This is a genomic window from Pseudaeromonas aegiceratis (assembly GCF_046254905.1).
Classification (GTDB): domain Bacteria; phylum Pseudomonadota; class Gammaproteobacteria; order Enterobacterales; family Aeromonadaceae; genus Pseudaeromonas; species Pseudaeromonas aegiceratis.
On record NZ_CP158016.1, the window covers coordinates 2,140,261 to 2,156,505 of the forward strand.

The window sequence follows — 16,245 nt, forward strand, 5'->3', positions numbered from 1 at the left end:
TAATGGCGTGTCAGTAATGGAAGCGTCCGATCAGCTCCCGCAGGCGATGCCCAGAGGCCGCCAGGGACTGGGTGGTCTGCTCGGTAGACTCGGCCGCCGAGGAGAGTTGCTCCACGATCTGACTGATGGCCACCAGGTTGCGGTTGATCTCCTCAGAGACCGCATTCTGCTCCTCCGCCGCCGAGGCGATCTGCAGGTTCATGTCATTGATGGTCCCCACCGAGGCGCCCATCCCCGCCAGGGAGTCGCTGATGCGAGCCGCTTCGGTGACCGTCTGTTCGCTGCGCAGCTGACCGGCCTGCATGGCCTCCACCGCGTCCTTCACCCCGGCCTGTAGCCGCTGCAGCATGTCGTTGATCTCATGGGTGCTCTGCTGGGTCCGCCCCGCCAGGGAGCGCACCTCGTCCGCCACCACGGCAAAACCACGACCCTGCTCACCGGCTCGGGCAGCCTCGATGGCAGCATTGAGGGCCAGCAGGTTGGTCTGTTCGGCGATGCTGCGGATCACCTCCACCACGGACCCTATGTTGGCGGTCTGCTGGGAGAGATCGCTGATCACCTCAGAGGCGGCATTCACCTCCGCCACCAAGCCGTGAATGCTGGCGATGGCATCACCCACCACGGCGCTGGCACTGTCCGACGCCTGGGCCGCGGCGCTGGTGGCCTCGGCGGCCTGGGCCGCACTGTTGGCCACTTCCTGGGCCGTGCTGCTCATCTCGGTCACCGCCGTGACCACCTGTTCCGTCTCCCTGCGGTGCGCCTGCATCTGACCGTTATAGCGCTCCGCCAGGCCGCTGAGCTGGTCGGAAGCCTGGGCCAGCTCTTCTCCCGTGCTGCCCACCTCCCGCACCAAGGCCTGGATCTGCTCGACAAAGTGGTTGAAGGCCTGGGCGACCTGACCGATTTCGTCCTGGCTGCGCACCGGCAGACGCTGGGTGAGATCGCCATCACCGGAGGCGATGGCCCTCAGGGCCGCCGCCACCCCGGCCAAGGGGCGAGAGATGCGATTCGCTACCCACAGGGTCAACAGTACAGTCAGCAGCAGCAGGGCCAGGGAAACCCACAGACTTCTGAACAGCTGTTGTTGCAGCTCAGCGTCCCGCGCCAGGTGGATATTGGCCAGCTGCTGGTCGATATCATCTATGTAGAAACCTGTGCCCAGCACCCAGCCGTAGCGCTCCAGCGGCAGACTGTAACTCAGCTTGGCCACCGTCTGCTTGGTGGAGGGCTTTGGCCAGAGGTATTGCACGAAGCCATCCCCCTGCCGGGCGGCCGCTATGATGTCGCGGATAAAGTACTTACCGGTCTCATCCTGCAGCCCGGACAGGTCCTTGCCCTCCAGCTCCGGCTTGGGCCCCAACACCTGGTTGATACCCTGGTAGTCATAGACGAAGAAATAGCCATCTGACTCATAGCGCAGGGCTCGCAGTATGCCCTTGACCTTCTCCCGTTGGGCCTGGGTGTCCTCGGCCTCATAGTCGGCGGCGATGGCGGAGCGGGCCAGGGCCAGGTACTTGCTCAGTTGGTCCCGCCGCTCCGCCAGCAACTTGCCGCGGGTCACCTGCAGCTCTGCTTGCAGCGCCCCTTGGCTGATCCAGTAACTGCTGAGGTTGATGACGCAGACGGCCAGCACCAGCGGCAAACTGGCCAATAACATGATCTTTTGTTTTATGGTCATACGTGTTCCTTGTTAACGACGAAAACGTCTCTCCAGACGCCGTTGGCCGCAGTATGCCCGATAGGTCAGGGCGGGGGTGTTACGCGGATCCCTGAATCGACCATTTCCGCCTCAACCGCCCCTCGCCTATAATCACTCTTTTTCGGAGGGCCGAGATGAGCACCTGTCCTTGCGGGGATCCCCGCCCCTTTGCTGCCTGCTGCGGCCCCTTTATCCTCGGCCAACAATGGCCAAGCCGGCCGGTGGAGCTGATGCGCTCGCGCTTTAGCGCCTTCGTGCTGGGCCACTGGGACTATATCCTGGCCACATGGCATCCCGATTACCGACCCGCCATGACGGCCGAGGCCCTGGGGGCCGAGCAGGATGGCCACTGGGTCCGCCTGCAGGTACTAAGCGACCAAGGCGGGCCAGAAGATGAACAGGGTGTGGTGGAATTTATCGCCTGGTATCGGCAGGAAGGCCGCCTCTACCCGCATCATGAGCGCTCCCGCTTCGTCCGCTTGGACGGCCACTGGGTCTACACCGACGGGGATCTGCTGCCCCTGGTGAAGGCCAAGCCCAATGCCCCCTGCCCCTGTGGCAGCGGCATCAAGTTCAAAAAATGTTGCGGCAGGTAAAAACCTTGTAAATTCCGATAATTAGCTCACATCTGTCATGCTGCCGTCATCTGCCACACCTAGAGTGCTGATCCATCTGCATTGCCACCTGGGGACCCCTCATGCAGGTCGAACTCGCGCGAATTCTTGCCGGATGTCAGATCCAGACCCTGCTGCAACCCATCCTCGACTGCCAGCAACAGGCGGCCCTGGGCTATGAGGCCTTGAGCCGCGGCCCCTCGGACAGCCCGCTGCACTCCCCCCTGGAGCTGTTCTTTCATGCCGAGCAGCAGGGGCGACTCAAGGAGATGGAGCTATTGTGCCTGCGCCAGGCCCTGGCCAGCTTCGCCCGCCAGCGGCTGCCGGGCCGGCTGTTCGTCAACCTCTCGCCGCGGGTGCTGCTGGCCTGTCAGGTAGCTGAGCTGGTGGCCCTGGCCCGGGAGGCCGGCCTGCAATGCCAGGATCTGGTGATCGAGCTGACCGAGCATCACCCGGTCAACTGCTGGGAGGACATTCAAAGCCAGGTGGCCCTGCTCAAGCAGGCGGGGTTCGGCGTGGCCATCGACGATCTGGGGGCCGGCAATTCCGGCCTGCGCCTCTGGTCCAGCCTCAAGCCCGACTTCGTCAAGTTGGATATCTACTTCACCGCCGATCTGGACCGGGATCTCACCAAGCGCCAGTTCGTGGCCAGCCTGCGGGATCTGGCCGGCAACCTGGGCTGCGCCATGATCCTCGAAGGTGTGGAGCGGGAAGAGGAGTACCAGTGTCTGCGCCAGCTGGGCATCCGCTACTGCCAGGGCTACCTGTTGGGCAAGCCCGCCAGCCGGCCCGGCACCCTGTTTGATACCCGGCTCGATCCCCAACCTGGCGAACAGGAGCTGGTGCATCGGGTGGGGCAACTGGCCCAGGACGCCCCCGTGCTGAGCCCGGAGCTGTTGTGCGAGCAGGCGCTGCAGCTGTTCAAGCAACAGACGGAATACGGCTGTCTGCCGGTGCTGGGCAGGGATGACAGACCCATAGGCCTGCTGCGCCGCCAGAGCCTGTTAGCCCATCTGGCGGAGCGCTTCGGCTATTCCCTCTACGCCAAGGCCCCGGTGAGCCGGCTGATGGACTCGGCCCCCATACTGGTGGAGGCCGAACAGAGCCTGATCCAGGTGAGCCAGCAACTGGTGGCCAGGAACAGCGACGAGATGGATGCCTGGTTTGTCATCTGCCAGCAGGGGCGCTATCTGGGCATGGGGCGGATCCGGGAACTGATGCGCCGGCTGACCGACTACAAGCTGCAGATGGCCCGCCATGCCAACCCCCTCACCCTGCTGCCGGGCAATGTGCCCATCCAGCAGGCCCTGACCCGCGCCATCCACCGAGGCCGCCCCTTCTGGCTAGCCTATTGCGATCTCAACCACTTCAAGCCGTTCAACGACGTCTGTGGCTACGATCGTGGGGATCAGATGATCAAGCTGCTGGCCCGCCTGCTGCGCAAGCACTTTGCCCAGGCCGGCACCTTCATCGGCCACCTGGGGGGCGATGACTTCATCCTGCTGGGGGATAGCCCAGGCTGGCAGGCGGATCTGGCCCGCCTGCAGGCGGAATTTCACCAGCTGCGCATCTGCTGCTATCGCCAGGAGGATGTGCGACGCGGCGGCATCGTCGGCCAGGATAGAGATGGCCAGGAGCGGCAGTTTCCCCTGGTGGCCCTGGCCATCGGGGCCGTCTGCTGGCACCCCGGGCTGCCCCTGACCCAGGGACAGCTCAGCGAATGCTTGAGTCGGGCCAAGAAACAGGCCAAACAGCAGCCCGACCATCTCTGGCTCGACACCCAGTCCCAGGCCGCCATCTGCGCCTGAGGGTCAGTGGCTGGCGGTCGTCCCGGGCGCGGCAGACACAGCCGCCGAGACAGGCTGGCTCAGCTGAGTAGCACTCGCCCCGCTGACCGCACCGGCACCGCTGGCCGGTAGGCTCAGCCCCCCCGGGCTGCTGTCACCGGCCTTGGCCTTGGCCACCTGCAGCATCAGCGCCAGGCGCGGCAGGCCCGCCTGGATCAGGCCCTGCCCCACCGCCAGCGTCTCCTCCCGGAGCAGGGGCGCATACTTGACGTATTTCTTGCCGGTCGGCGTGGCAAAGAAGGCATTCATCTGGGCCATCTCATCCCGGGTGAAATGCTGGCTGTAGCGCAGCGCCAACCCCTGACGCAGCTCGGGCCAGCTCAGGGTCTCCTTGCTCCAGCGCTGCACCAGCCCCTGATAGCGGGCCAGCTCAGGTTGCTGACGGATCAGATCCTGCAGCACCTGCTGGCTGAACTGGTTGAACTGGCCGGGATTGATGAGATTATCCGCCAGGCTCAAGGCCTCGGCGGGCAACTCGGCATGGCACAGAGTGGCCCACAGCAGCACTCCTCCCCCCAACAGCCGGCGTAGCATATCCCTCATGCGGGTTCCTTTTATCTGGCGGGCCCAGTGACCCTTGGTCTTGCGGATCGGGTGACCCTTATCACAAGTTGGCGCCAAGGCGCCGCCATGCGTGTCCGCCGTGGCCGGATTGGCATACCATGACGCCATCCCGCCGGCACAGGAGCGGATCATGCCCCTCGTCTTCTCGTTGTTTCAACAGCTCAGCGTGTTTTTGGTGATCGCCTACCTGCTCTCTAAGACGCCCCTGTTCCACCCCTTGGCCAACTATTCGGTACGCCTCCCCCACAAGGTGGTGATCTACCTGCTGTTCTCCAGCTTCTGCATCCTGGGCACCTACTTCGGCCTGGAGATCCAGGGGGCCATCGCCAACACCCGGGCGGTGGGCGCCGTGCTGGGCGGCCTGCTGGGCGGCCCGGTCACCGGCTTCTTCGTCGGCCTCACCGGCGGCCTGCACCGCTGGAGCCTGGGCGGCTTCACCGATGTGGCCTGCGCCGTCTCCACCACGGCCGAAGGGCTGCTGGGCGGCCTGGTACACTGGCAGCTGCTGCGTCGTGGTCGGCTGGACAGCCTGTTCAGCCCCTATTTGGCCTTTGCCGTCACCCTGCTGGCCGAGCTGCTGCAGATGCTGATCATACTGCTGCTGGCCCACCCCTTCACCCAGGCCTGGGCGCTGGTGCAACTCATAGCCCCGCCCATGCTGCTGGCCAACGCCACCGGCGCCGCCCTGTTTATCAGCATGATCCGCGATCAGAAGCGCATGTTCGAGGAACTCTCCGGCACCTTCTCCGCCAAGGCGTTGCGCATCGCCCAGCGCACCGTCGGCCTGCTGGATCAGGGTCTCACCCCCGAGGCCGCCCAGGCGGTGGCCCACATCCTCTATCAGGAAACCGGGGTCGGCGCCGTGGCCATCACCGACTGTCACCGCATTCTGGCCTTCGTCGGCACCGGTGACGATCACCACAAACCGGGGCGGCCCATCTCCTCCCCCCTGACCCTGGCCGCCATTGCTCATAACCGCTTGATGTTTGCCGACGGCCAGACCGAACCCTACCGCTGCAGCATCCAGGCCCACTGTCCCCTGGGCTCTGTGCTGGTGATCCCCTTGCAGGGGGAGAGGGGCGTCCTGGGCACCATCAAGCTGTATGAACCCCGGCAGCGCCTGTTCCTCAAGATCAATCGCACCCTGGGGGAAGGCATCGCCAGCCTGCTGTCGCGGCAGCTGCTCAGCAGCCGGCTGGCCCAGCAGGAGAGCCTCTTGACCCAGGCGGAACTCAAGCTGCTGCGGGCCCAGATCAACCCCCATTTCCTGTTCAACACCCTCAACACCATCAGTGCCATCACCCGCACGGATCCCGAGCGGGCCCGCGCCCTGCTGCTGCACCTGTCCCATTTTTTCCGCAAGAACCTCAAGCGCCAGGTGGGGCTCACCACCCTGGCCGAGGAGCTGGAACACTGCCAGTCTTACCTGGAGATAGAGCAGGCCCGCTTCGGCGAGCGGCTGCAGGTGGATTACCAGATCCCCGAGGCGCTGCTCACCACCCGGCTGCCGGCCTTTACCCTGCAGCCCCTGATCGAAAACGCCATCAAGCACGGCATCGCCAACCTGCTGGAGCCGGGGCGGCTGCAGATCCGCGCTTGCGCCCAGGACGGCAGCGTGCGGCTGGAGATAGAAGACAATGCCGGCGCCTATGCACAGTCCGGCACCAGCGATGGCCTGGGGCTGACCATAGTGCAGCGCCGCCTGCACAACGCCTTTGGCGAGGCGGCGCAGCTTAGCATCCACAACCAGGCCGACTGCTACTGCCGGGTCAGCCTGACCCTGCCCAAGGAGGCCCCATGATCCGCGTGTTGGTGGTGGATGACGAACCCTTCGCCCGTCAGGAGCTGATAAGTCAGCTGGCCGACGCGGCAGACATCCAGATCCTGGGGCAGGCAGCCAATGCCATCGAGGCCCTGCAACAGATCAACGAACGCAAGCCCGATGTGGTGTTTCTGGATATCCAGATGCCCAAGGTGAGCGGCATGGAGCTCATCGGCCTGCTGGCGGATCCCCTGCCCCGCATCGTGTTTGTCACCGCTTTCGACGACTACGCCATCCAGGCCTTCGAGGAGCAGGCCTTCGACTACCTGCTCAAGCCCGTGGCGCCGGATCGCCTGGCCAAGACCCTCGACCGCCTGCGCCAGAGCCTGGCGCCGCAACCGGTGCGCCAGCTGGCCACGCCGCCCACCCGGCTGCCGGTATTCGTCCACAACCGGGTCAAGCTGCTGCCCCTTGAGGAGATCGACTTTGCCTATTCGGATCTGGGGGGCGTGCACCTGGTGAGCGGCAGTGACCACTATCATACCCAGCTCACCCTGAAGGCCCTGGAGGAGCAGACCCCCCTCATCCGCTGTCACCGTCAGTATCTGGTGGCCCCCCAGGCCCTGGCGGAGCTGCGCCTGCTGGAACATCAGCTGGCGGAGATCCTTACCCCGGCGGGGCAAGCGGTGCCGGTGAGCCGGCGCTTTCTGCCCGACATCAAGGCCCGCCTGGGGCTGAGCTGATGTGACGCAACTCACAGCCCCTCGCCGCTGGCGCCGCCAACGCGCCGCTTAACCGGCCAGGGCAGCCAGGACGCGGGGCGCCGCCTACACTCCTCTTCGATTGATAACCGTTCCAAGGAGTGAAGGTATGAGCTGGTTCCTACTCGCTGTCGGCCTGTTGCTGGCAGGCTATTTCTTCTACGGCAAGTTCGTGGAAAAGGTGTTCGGGCCCCGGCCGGAACAGGCTACCCCGGCGGTCACCATGGCGGATGGGGTGGACTATGTGCCCATGTCCGACAAGAAGATCTACCTGGTTCAGCTGCTGAACATCGCCGGCGTGGGTCCCATCTTCGGCCCCATCCTGGGCGCCCTGTATGGCCCGGTGGCCATGTTGTGGATCGTGTTTGGCTGTATCTTCGCCGGCGCAGTCCACGACTACTTCTCCGGCATGCTGTCGGTGCGCGCCAAGGGCGCCTCCGTGCCTGTGGTGGTGGGTGAACACCTGGGCACCGCCGCCAAGCACTTCATGAACCTGTTTGCCGTCCTGCTGCTGATGCTGGTGGGGGTGGTGTTCGTGCTGAGCCCCGCCGGCCTGCTGGCCAGCCTCACCAGCAGCAGCGTCGTTTACTGGATCCTGGCCATCTTCGCCTACTACATACTGGCGACCATAGTGCCCATCGACAAGATCATCGGTCGCCTCTACCCCCTGTTTGGCGCCCTGCTGCTGTTCATGTCCGTGGGACTGGTGGCCGCCATGCTGCTGTCCGACAAGCCGCTGTACAGTGCCGGCATCAGCCTGGCCAACCTGCATCCCAGCGAGCTGCCCCTGTGGCCCCTGCTGTTTATCACCATCGCCTGCGGCGCCGTGTCCGGCTTCCACGCCACCCAGTCACCGCTGATGGCGCGCTGCATGCAGAATGAAAAGTCCGGCCGCTTCATCTTCTACGGCGCCATGATAGGTGAAGGGGTGATCGCCCTCATCTGGTGTACCCTGGGTCTCTCCTTCTACGACAGCCCCGCCGCCCTCAACGCCACCCTGGCCAATGGCGGTCCGGCCGCCGTGGTACACGAGGTCTCCATCGGCCTGCTGGGTCAGGTGGGGGGCATACTGGCCATCCTGGGGGTCGTGATACTGCCCATCACCTCCGGCGACACCGCCTTCCGCAGTGCCCGCCTCATCATCGCCGAGTTCTTGAAGATGCCGCAGAAGCCCATCGCCAAGCGACTGCTCATCGCCATCCCCATGTTTGTGGTGGGCTACCTCATCTCCAAGGCCGACTTCGGGGTGATCTGGCGCTACTTCGGCTGGGCCAACCAGACCACCGCCGTGATCATGCTGTGGGCCGCGGCAGCCTACCTGGCCAAGGAGGACAAGCTGCACTGGATCTGCACCATCCCCGCCGTCTTCATGACTGCCGTGTGCATCACCTACCTGGCCAATGCCCCCATCGGCTTCGGCCTGGACATGCTGCCCGCCACCCTGATTGGCGTGGCCGCCACCCTGGTGATCACTGTGCTGTTCCTGCTGAAGTACCGCGGCGGCACCCTGGCCGCCAAGGCGCCGGTTCGCTAAGCTTGGCCCCTAGCAACACAAAACCCCGCCGAGGCGGGGTTTTGTCTTTGTACCTTACCTGTCTACGCCTCAGTACTAGGCCTCAGTACTACTCCTCTGTACTAGGCCTCAGTAGTTAAAGCCCAGGCTCAGGTAATGGCGCCACTCCAGATCGTCGTCGTCACGGATCTTCTGGCCATCGACCTTCAGCCACATGTCATTCCAGTCCACCTCGGAGCGCCAGGAGAGCCGCAGGTGCTTGCTCAGGGCATACCGCAGGCCAAACTCCCCCTCCACCTGCTGGTTCAGCACCACCCAGTCCGATTGCTGCTGGAGAAATTTGGTGTACTTGCCCTGGCTGAACAGGGTGAAGCGGCTGTCCCCCAGGGGTTGCTGGTAATCCCAGCCCCAGCTCAGCAGCGGATAGGCCACCTGCTGGCCGGGGAACAGGAAGGAGAGCGCCTCATTGTCGCCCCGCCAGCGCACCGCGCTCCAGCCCGCCTGCAGGTTCATCTCCAGCCAGCTCTCCTTGCGCTTCCAGAAGCGATAGCCCGGGCCGGTGGCATAGTCCACCTCCAAGTAGGTGGAGCCCAGCATGTCGTAGCGGTAATCCACAGAGCCACGCCAGTACCAGTTGGGATGGAAGAAGTAGTCCAACTTGGGCACCAGCTGATACTTGTGGGTCAGGGTCTCCCCTTCGGAGGTGTCGTACTCATAATCCCCGGTCAGCCCCCAGCGCCATTGGCCGGCGGTCAACTGGGTATCCAGCTTTAGATCGATGTCGTTGCGGCTGCTCTCACCGCGCTTGAGCTTGGCACTGGCATCGGCGGCGAGCTTGTACTCCCAATCCGCCTGCGGCTTGGCCGGCGGCGTGGCGGCCACCAGCGCCTCGGGCGCCTTGAATTGTCCCGCCTCATCCTGCCAGCGGGTGACATTGGCCCGCGGCAGCCGCAGCTGGCCGCCATAGACGGTCTCCAGCACCAGCTCGCTGCCGCTGATCTTCTTGATCTGGCCGCTCAGCCGATCGCCGTTGTCCATCCACAACACGACCTGGGCCGCCCCCAGCAGCCCCAGCAACAGACTCATGACGACTGGACTCCGTCTCAGCTGCTCCTATGCACCAGGGCCAGCACGGACGCCGCCCCCACGAACAGGCTGGCAAAGCTGCGGTTGAGCAACCGCTGCTGCCGCGGGGTACGCAGCAGCTGCAGCACCTTGGCGGCCAGGCAGGTATAGCCCGTCATCACCACCACATCCACGCTGATCATGGTGAGCAGCATCAGGCCGTACTGGGGCACCAGGGGCGCGCTGGGATCGATGAACTGGGGCAGCACCGCCAGCATGAAGACGATGGCCTTGGGATTGCTGATGTTGACCAGAAAGCCCTTGACCAGCAGGGCGCGACCGCGGATCTGCACCGGATCCGACTGGGCCTTGATGGTCTGGGGTGCCTGGCGCCACTGGCGGTAGGCCAAATAGATGAGATAGAGGACGCCGAACCACTTGATGAGGTTGAACGCCAGCTCCGAGGCCACCAGCACGGCCCCTACCCCGGCGGCCACGATCAGGATCTGTACCGCCAGGGCCAGCTGCAGCCCGACGATATTCCAGTAACCGCGCCATACCCCCACCTGCAGCCCGCTGGACATGGAGGAAATGGCCCCCGCGCCAGGGGATAAGCTGATGACCCAACAGGCGGCAAAAAACGCCAGCCACATATCCAGTGCCATGTCGCACCTCCTTGTTAAAGCCGCATTAAACGCCAGCGGACGACACCGGGCAAGGGGCAAGTGTCACTGGCGTTCAGCGCGCCATGGCTCCCGGCGTCCGGGACAGGGGCAGACACATCAACAGGCTGCTGCCGTGACGCACGGCGGCGAAGCCATGCCGTGCGAACAGGGCCACTGAGCCATGGAATTTGCCGGCCGCCGAGCGGGCGCGGGGATTGGGGTAGGCCTCCGCCCACCACCAGTCTTGCCCCCGGGCATCCTCCAGCACCTGGGTCAGCAGCCCATCGGCAATGCCCTGGCCGCGCCAGGCGGGATCCACCATAAAACAGGTGATGGCCAGCACAGGATCTGCCGACGAACCGGCGGCCAGCGCGGTAAAGGCGGACTTGCGATTGGCATTGCACCAACCCACCACCTGGTCCTCATGCCAAGCCAGATACCCTTGCAGCCGCCCGCTGTCCATGAGCCAGCGGGCGTAGTCCCGCCGCCGTCGCCCGGCCCCGACGGCCTCCTTTGGGCGAGGCCGAAAAAAATAGGTGCAGTAGCAACCGGCCCAGCCCGGATTATCGCTAAACGCCCGGGTATCAAAAAACGCCAACCAGGCGTCAACGCCAGTCACACTCAAGGGTGTAATGCGGATCCCCATGGTCCCTCCCAACTCGCGCTAACCGGCCCTTTTCTGTCGCCCTTTCCAGCTCTAGGGCATTCTCGCCGCCCCGTCAAGGATCCCCCGCGGTTCACCTGGCATTGCCGGATGATGTGCCCGCTGGCAACAGTCGACACCGAGGGAGTAAAATGGAACTGATGCTGGCCAGCCGGACGAGCCAACTGCCCTCGGAGCGATATGCGCGCGACCCCGTCGACGCCCGGCTCACCGGCCGCCACGGTGCCGTGCTCACCCAACAAGGAGAGACACATGGCCCCATTACGCTCACTGGCCCTCATCGGCCTCCTACTGCCCTGCTACTGTCCCGCCGCCGGCCTCTACCTGTATGAGCTGGGGACCGACGATGTGGGGCTCGCCAGCGCGGGCAGTGCCGCCCGCGCCCAGGATGCTGCCACCATCGCCACCAACCCGGCGGGCATGACCCGGCTAGCCGGCGATGTCACTACCCTGGGATTACAGGGCCTGTACGGTGACACCCACTACCAGATGGCCAATGGCAATCTCGACAGCCCCAGCGATAGCATCATCGGCTGGTTTCCCGGCGGCAGCGCCTTTTACAGTCACAGCCTGGATGACCGCTGGAACGTCGGCCTGGGCCTGTACGGCAACTTCGGCCTCTCCCTGGACTTCGGCGACTGGAGCGGCAGCGACATCTTGAAAGACTGCACCCTGATGGCCATGAGCCTGCAGCCCAGCGTGGCCTACCGTCTCAATGACGCCTGGTCCGTGGGGCTGGGACTCACCGCCAATTACGGTATCTTCGCCCTCAAGGGCGCCAAGGACAGTGGACTGGACATCAGCGATACCGACTGGGCGCCGGGCTACAAGCTGGGGCTGCTCTATCAGCCTAGGGCGGATCTACGCCTGGGGCTGGCCTACAGCAGTCACGTCACCTATCGCTTCGCCGACACCGGGCTCAGTGAGGCGATACAGGATCTGCCCCTGTCCGGCAAGGTAGTCGCCCCGCAACAGCTGATGCTCAGCGGCGTCTACAGCGTCTCCCCCCGGGTGGATCTGCTGGCCAATCTCGGCTGGCAGGACTGGTCCGTGTATAACAAGAACCAGGTCTGGATCGGCGAATACAGCAAGCCCAGCACGGATCTGCTGCATGACACCTGGCACCTGGCCCTGGGACTGCAGAACCACATCGAACCCCGCTGGACCCTCAACATGGGCGTGGCCTTCGACAGCAGCATCTACAAGGATCAGGACAATGCCCTGCTGGCCATGCCCTCCGGCGATACCGTGCGCCTGGGCGTCGGCGGGCGCTATACATTCGACGACCACAACTCCCTGGGCATAGCGCTGGAGCTGGCCCAGGTGGATGGTTCCACCGTGCAGGGCAATCTGCTGGGCGGCCATTACAACCCCTCCACCCTGTACTTTATCGCCATCAGCTACGGCCATAAGTCCTAGCGTTCAGCCCGGTGCCGCGCCGACCACCGACAAAAAAGCCCTAGGACATCCCTAGGGCTTTTTCTATGCAGCGGGCAGCAGCGCCGGGCTTACTTCATCACCTCCAGGGACGGGAAGGTGTATTTGCCTTCGCGGATGGCCTGGTCCGGTCCATACATGCGCAAGATGATGTAGGCATCCTTCTCCGGGATCGGCAGCCAGTTGGGATCATTGGCATCGCCCTTGGCGCTCAATTCGATGGTGTACATGCCATCGGCCCCGGGTTTGAGGGTTCTATCACCCCGGCTGTGCCGGTTGATCTCGTTGTGCGCCATCAGCTTGTTATCCGACCCATACACGGTGAAGGACCAGAATTGACTCACGTTGGGCGCCTTGAAGTGCATGCGGTACTGCTTGCCGTTGGCGCCATTGATGTTCTTGCCATCGGCTCCCGTCACCGCCTGCAGGTAGACGGACTCTTCCGGCGGCAGGCCCCACTGGCCAAGGAAGGTGCCCTCGGCAAACAGATCCCGCTGGCCGTTCTGTAACTGCTCCCGGGTGCCAAGCAACTTCTCAGAATTCGTCATCTTGGGCGCCAGCTCGGCCAGATACGCCATGCCGAGCTGCTCCCCGGTCTTGGCGGCGGCCAGCTGGGCGCTGGTAAATTTCTCGGCACAGGGGGCCAGCCCAATCGCCAGGTACTTAGCCAGCCACTGCTTGTCCGCCGTGCCCATGTCGCCTTCACACAGCACAAAGTTCACCCGTTGCAGCCAGTTGGTCTTGGCCGGATCCGGCCAGTGATGGACCTTGGGCTTGGGCCCCGGCCCCCCCAGGTAGGCGGATAGGGTACGGATGTTCCACTGATCCATGTAATTGAGGGCAACCTGCTCATCCTCTTTCCCGGTGGCCATGATGCGGCCCATCAGCTTGAGAAAGTTTGAATCCACCCGGATCACCTCGTTGACGCTGGCCGGCACCTCCCCCTGCCAGCTGTCCAAGGCAAACATGAAGCGTCCACCCTGCTCGCCCCGCAGGCGGGAACCTATCATGGAGGTGGTGTAATGCCCCATGTCCATGGTGTGCAGTATCCAGTAGCGCCCCTTATCCATGTCCGGCACGCTGACGATCACGGGCTCGGCGCTCACATCCAGCCAGCCCTGCAGGTGCAGGGTGTCGTTGTTGATGGTCGGATGGGAGGTGTAGGTGTCGTCGGCGATGTGCCGGATATTTTGGAAGCGGTTTAACGGCACCTCTTTCTTGTTGGCGGTTTCGTAGAAAAACTTGTAAGCCTCGTCCATGGAATAGGCATAGATGAAGGCCTCCTTGGCCAGCTCATCGGATATTTTTGCAGACGCGGGCAGCACAACGGCACATAACGACACTGCCAAAATAAATTTTTTTCATAGCTCTCTCCAACAGGGGAAGTTCAGCCAATCAATCGGCAATTCGAAGGAACTGGGTGTGACACCGTGAGGCCCTAATGCACCTCAACTCAAGAAGTCTGTCACCGACGCGGGCCTGCGTCACATGACTTTTTTGATGGTGCCGACGCCTGCAAGGCTGAGGTGGTCCGGCTCACGGGGTAGCCTGTCGGGTAGGCCTTGGAGGGTTGCTTTAGCCGGTAGCCAAAGGGGGGCTTAAGTCGGCGGTGAGCACTTCACCGCCGTTTCGTCGATATTGTTGCCAAAGCGCTACCCCTGCATGGCCTCCAAGGCGCTGAGCGATTCCGGCAGGATCTGACCTCCATCAATCACCAGATTCTGGCCGGTCATGTACCGCGCCTCGTCGGTGGCGAAAAACAGAGCACCGTTGGCGATGTCCACCGGCTCCCCGAGGTAGCCCAGCGGCACGCTGGCGGCCATCTGACGAATATACTCATCACCCATCCCATCGAGCCCCTCTGTCATGATGTTCCCAGGTGAGACGGCATTCACGGTGATCTTCCAGGGCGCCAACTCGATGGCGGCCGTACGCATGAAACCCAGTTGTGCCGCCTTGCTGGCGCCATAGTGAGACCAGCCGGGAAAGCCGGTTATGGGTCCGGTGATGGACGAGGTCAGTATGATGCGCCCCTGCATCTGCTGCTTCATATAGGGCAGACAGGCGGTCACCGCCATGAACATCCCCTTGACGTTGGTATCCATCACCAGGTCGTAATCCTCCTCGGTCATGTCCGCCAGGGCGGCGGAAGGAAAGATGCCGGCATTGGCACAGAGAATATCGATCCGCCCAAAGGCGGCCATGGCCTGCTGTGCGACGGCATCCATGTCGCTGCGACGACGCACATCCGCTGCCACACCAATGGCCTGGGTACCCTGCTCCGCCACCAGGGCTGCCGTGGCCTGGGCCTCCTCCAGATTGCGTGACACCACCACCAGGTTGCAGCCCACCTGACCAAAGCGCAGCGCTATCCCCTTGCCAATCCCCTTGCTTCCCCCGGTGACGATCACCGTCTTGCCCTTTAACGAATTGAACATCGCCTAGCCCTCGTTAGTGTCTGTCGCTGATAGATAGGTACCGGACAGGAACTGCCGGCACAGAGATACGGTATCGAAGGTGAACTGCTCCCCCATCTCCATGGCGAAGGGGATCTCAGCATGGGACGCAAGCCAGGCCGTGAGCAGAATGCGGCGCAGAATGGAAAGCACCGGCAAGATGGCCAAATCCAGCTCACTCAGGGGTTCAATGGCGCCGTAGCCGCGGATCCAGGCCTGCAGCAGTGCCGGCGCCTCAGGCAGATGTTCGATGAAACTTAAGGAGGCGGCAAAGTCGTACAGATACCAGCTAAAACCACAGTCATCAAAGTCGATCAATTGCAGGCGGTCATCGTCCAGCAGCAGGTTGGCCAAACGCAGATCGGCATGGACCAAGCCAAACACCTGTGCTCCCTCGCCATAGTCGGCGAGTTGCTGTGTCACTTGCAACAGGGTCTGGGTGATGATCGCCGCCCCCTCGGGCGTCAGCCCCATGCTGGCCTGCCAGGGTCCCCAGTGGGGTTGCTCGCCCACCATGGTGGCCACATTCCACAGCTTGCGGGTAAACCAATCAGGCCGACGCCAGCCACGGGCATGCCGATGCATCCGGGCCGTGATCCCGCCAATCACCTCGAACCAATGGGGCAACGCCTCGCCAGGCGCTGGCTCTTGACCAGGCAGGCGGGTAAAGGCCACCGCATAACGGGCCTGCGGCGTTCCCGCTCCCAACTGCACCACCATGTCACCCGAGACCGACGACACCGGCCGGGCGGTCTGAATGATCCCTTCCTCCACTAGCGCTTGGATCCAGGCCAACTCGGACCGAATTTCGCTTAAGGATGAGTAGCCCTGCCGCTGTACCCGGATGATCAGATCCGCCACCCCGAAGGTGGCATTTTCCGACAGGTTTAACAGCCTGATCTCTGCCGCTGGTTGCACACCCCAGCTCGGCAGGGCCTCCCCCAGCATGCGAGTCAATCCGGCCACAACCTCGGGTGAGTATTCCTGTGCCATGTCGCCTCCCTTACCAGCCACGAAATGTGGCACAACATGCATCCAGTGTTGATTCGCCATCATCCTAAGACCATTTATGTTTAAGGTCACTCCTTTTTCAACGCAACACTGGCTGCTTTATTAAGCTGCCACTCTTAAAAATCAGCGTAAAACCGCAACAAACAAAATTAAATACCATTTAATATCATGCTATTGCACATAATTT

General features: G+C 63.2%; 14 protein-coding genes. 6 read left to right on the forward strand and 8 right to left on the reverse strand.

What is annotated here, in order from left to right; translation table 11 throughout:
• Positions 1-10: 10 nt before the first annotated feature.
• Entirely contained in the window at positions 11-1,678 is a 1,668-nt protein-coding gene (locus ABHF91_RS10075; protein WP_409420166.1) for a methyl-accepting chemotaxis protein, read from the reverse strand.
• 155 nt (positions 1,679-1,833) lie between these two features.
• On the opposite strand from ABHF91_RS10075, the gene ABHF91_RS10080 reads away from it, so the two are divergent.
• Together ABHF91_RS10080 and ABHF91_RS10085 are read left to right on the forward strand one after the other, a co-directional pair.
• Positions 1,834-2,295, forward strand: coding sequence for a YchJ family protein (locus ABHF91_RS10080; RefSeq protein ID WP_409420167.1), 462 nt, complete (start codon positions 1,834-1,836; stop codon positions 2,293-2,295).
• Between the two features lie 101 nt (positions 2,296-2,396).
• Positions 2,397-4,121 (forward strand): EAL domain-containing protein, encoded by a 1,725-nt coding sequence (locus ABHF91_RS10085; protein WP_409420168.1) that lies wholly within the window; start codon positions 2,397-2,399, stop codon positions 4,119-4,121.
• A 3-nt stretch (positions 4,122-4,124) separates the two neighbouring features.
• On the opposite strand, the gene ABHF91_RS10090 is transcribed toward ABHF91_RS10085, so the two are convergent.
• Positions 4,125-4,703, reverse strand: coding sequence for a DUF2059 domain-containing protein (locus tag ABHF91_RS10090; protein WP_409420169.1), 579 nt, complete (start codon positions 4,701-4,703; stop codon positions 4,125-4,127).
• Between the two features lie 151 nt (positions 4,704-4,854).
• Here ABHF91_RS10090 and ABHF91_RS10095 point away from each other — a divergent pair, with 151 nt between their 5' ends.
• The 3 genes from ABHF91_RS10095 (at position 4,855) to ABHF91_RS10105 (ending at position 8,781) form a co-directional block, all read left to right on the forward strand.
• On the forward strand, positions 4,855-6,525 hold the full coding sequence (locus ABHF91_RS10095; protein WP_409420170.1) for a LytS/YhcK type 5TM receptor domain-containing protein: 1,671 nt from the start codon (positions 4,855-4,857) through the stop codon (positions 6,523-6,525).
• Positions 6,522-7,229, forward strand: coding sequence for a two-component system response regulator BtsR (gene btsR, locus ABHF91_RS10100; RefSeq protein WP_409420171.1), 708 nt, complete (start codon positions 6,522-6,524; stop codon positions 7,227-7,229). Before ABHF91_RS10095 ends, btsR begins: the two co-directional genes overlap by 4 nt.
• A 127-nt stretch (positions 7,230-7,356) precedes the next feature.
• Positions 7,357-8,781, forward strand: coding sequence for a carbon starvation protein A (locus ABHF91_RS10105; RefSeq protein ID WP_409420172.1), 1,425 nt, complete (start codon positions 7,357-7,359; stop codon positions 8,779-8,781).
• A 108-nt stretch (positions 8,782-8,889) separates the two neighbouring features.
• Here the strand turns inward: ABHF91_RS10105 and ABHF91_RS10110 are convergent, their stop codons facing one another.
• The 3 genes from ABHF91_RS10110 to ABHF91_RS10120 all read right to left on the reverse strand — a co-directional run bounded on the left by ABHF91_RS10110 (position 8,890) and on the right by ABHF91_RS10120 (position 11,136).
• Positions 8,890-9,846 (reverse strand): DUF481 domain-containing protein, encoded by a 957-nt coding sequence (locus ABHF91_RS10110; protein WP_409420173.1) that lies wholly within the window; start codon positions 9,844-9,846, stop codon positions 8,890-8,892.
• A 17-nt stretch (positions 9,847-9,863) separates the two neighbouring features.
• Positions 9,864-10,490, reverse strand: a complete 627-nt coding sequence (locus tag ABHF91_RS10115) for a LysE family transporter (RefSeq protein ID WP_409420174.1) — start codon at positions 10,488-10,490, stop codon at positions 9,864-9,866.
• Between the two features lie 73 nt (positions 10,491-10,563).
• Positions 10,564-11,136, reverse strand: a complete 573-nt coding sequence (locus ABHF91_RS10120) for an N-acetyltransferase family protein (protein ID WP_409420175.1) — start codon at positions 11,134-11,136, stop codon at positions 10,564-10,566.
• A gap of 270 nt (positions 11,137-11,406) precedes the next feature.
• Between ABHF91_RS10120 and ABHF91_RS10125 the strand changes: the two genes are divergently transcribed.
• A complete protein-coding gene (locus tag ABHF91_RS10125; protein ID WP_409420176.1) occupies positions 11,407-12,573 on the forward strand; it encodes an OmpP1/FadL family transporter in 1,167 nt (388 codons plus the stop codon).
• 89 nt (positions 12,574-12,662) lie between these two features.
• Here the strand turns inward: ABHF91_RS10125 and ABHF91_RS10130 are convergent, their stop codons facing one another.
• From ABHF91_RS10130 to ABHF91_RS10140, 3 genes are all read right to left on the reverse strand, one after another.
• Positions 12,663-13,916 (reverse strand): DUF1254 domain-containing protein, encoded by a 1,254-nt coding sequence (locus ABHF91_RS10130; protein WP_409420177.1) that lies wholly within the window; start codon positions 13,914-13,916, stop codon positions 12,663-12,665.
• 327 nt (positions 13,917-14,243) lie between these two features.
• Positions 14,244-15,029, reverse strand: a complete 786-nt coding sequence (fabG, locus tag ABHF91_RS10135; RefSeq protein WP_409420178.1) for a 3-oxoacyl-ACP reductase FabG — start codon at positions 15,027-15,029, stop codon at positions 14,244-14,246.
• Between the two features lie 3 nt (positions 15,030-15,032).
• The gene (locus ABHF91_RS10140; protein ID WP_409420179.1) at positions 15,033-16,040 is read right to left on the reverse strand and encodes a phosphotransferase enzyme family protein; all 1,008 of its coding nucleotides are present in this window, start codon (positions 16,038-16,040) and stop codon (positions 15,033-15,035) included.
• Positions 16,041-16,245: the final 205 nt, after the last annotated feature.

Coding starts and splice junctions, on each gene's coding strand:
- ABHF91_RS10105 (WP_409420172.1), top strand. CDS start 7,357: ATGAGCTGGTTCCTACTCGCTGTCGGCCTGTTGCTGGCAGGCTATTTC.
- ABHF91_RS10085 (WP_409420168.1), top strand. CDS start 2,397: ATGCAGGTCGAACTCGCGCGAATTCTTGCCGGATGTCAGATCCAGACC.
- ABHF91_RS10115 (WP_409420174.1), bottom strand. CDS start 10,490: ATGGCACTGGATATGTGGCTGGCGTTTTTTGCCGCCTGTTGGGTCATC.
- ABHF91_RS10095 (WP_409420170.1), top strand. CDS start 4,855: ATGCCCCTCGTCTTCTCGTTGTTTCAACAGCTCAGCGTGTTTTTGGTG.
- ABHF91_RS10120 (WP_409420175.1), bottom strand. CDS start 11,136: ATGGGGATCCGCATTACACCCTTGAGTGTGACTGGCGTTGACGCCTGG.
- btsR (WP_409420171.1), top strand. CDS start 6,522: ATGATCCGCGTGTTGGTGGTGGATGACGAACCCTTCGCCCGTCAGGAG.
- ABHF91_RS10090 (WP_409420169.1), bottom strand. CDS start 4,703: ATGAGGGATATGCTACGCCGGCTGTTGGGGGGAGGAGTGCTGCTGTGG.
- ABHF91_RS10140 (WP_409420179.1), bottom strand. CDS start 16,040: ATGGCACAGGAATACTCACCCGAGGTTGTGGCCGGATTGACTCGCATG.
- ABHF91_RS10080 (WP_409420167.1), top strand. CDS start 1,834: ATGAGCACCTGTCCTTGCGGGGATCCCCGCCCCTTTGCTGCCTGCTGC.
- ABHF91_RS10125 (WP_409420176.1), top strand. CDS start 11,407: ATGGCCCCATTACGCTCACTGGCCCTCATCGGCCTCCTACTGCCCTGC.
- fabG (WP_409420178.1), bottom strand. CDS start 15,029: ATGTTCAATTCGTTAAAGGGCAAGACGGTGATCGTCACCGGGGGAAGC.
- ABHF91_RS10075 (WP_409420166.1), bottom strand. CDS start 1,678: ATGACCATAAAACAAAAGATCATGTTATTGGCCAGTTTGCCGCTGGTG.
- ABHF91_RS10110 (WP_409420173.1), bottom strand. CDS start 9,846: ATGAGTCTGTTGCTGGGGCTGCTGGGGGCGGCCCAGGTCGTGTTGTGG.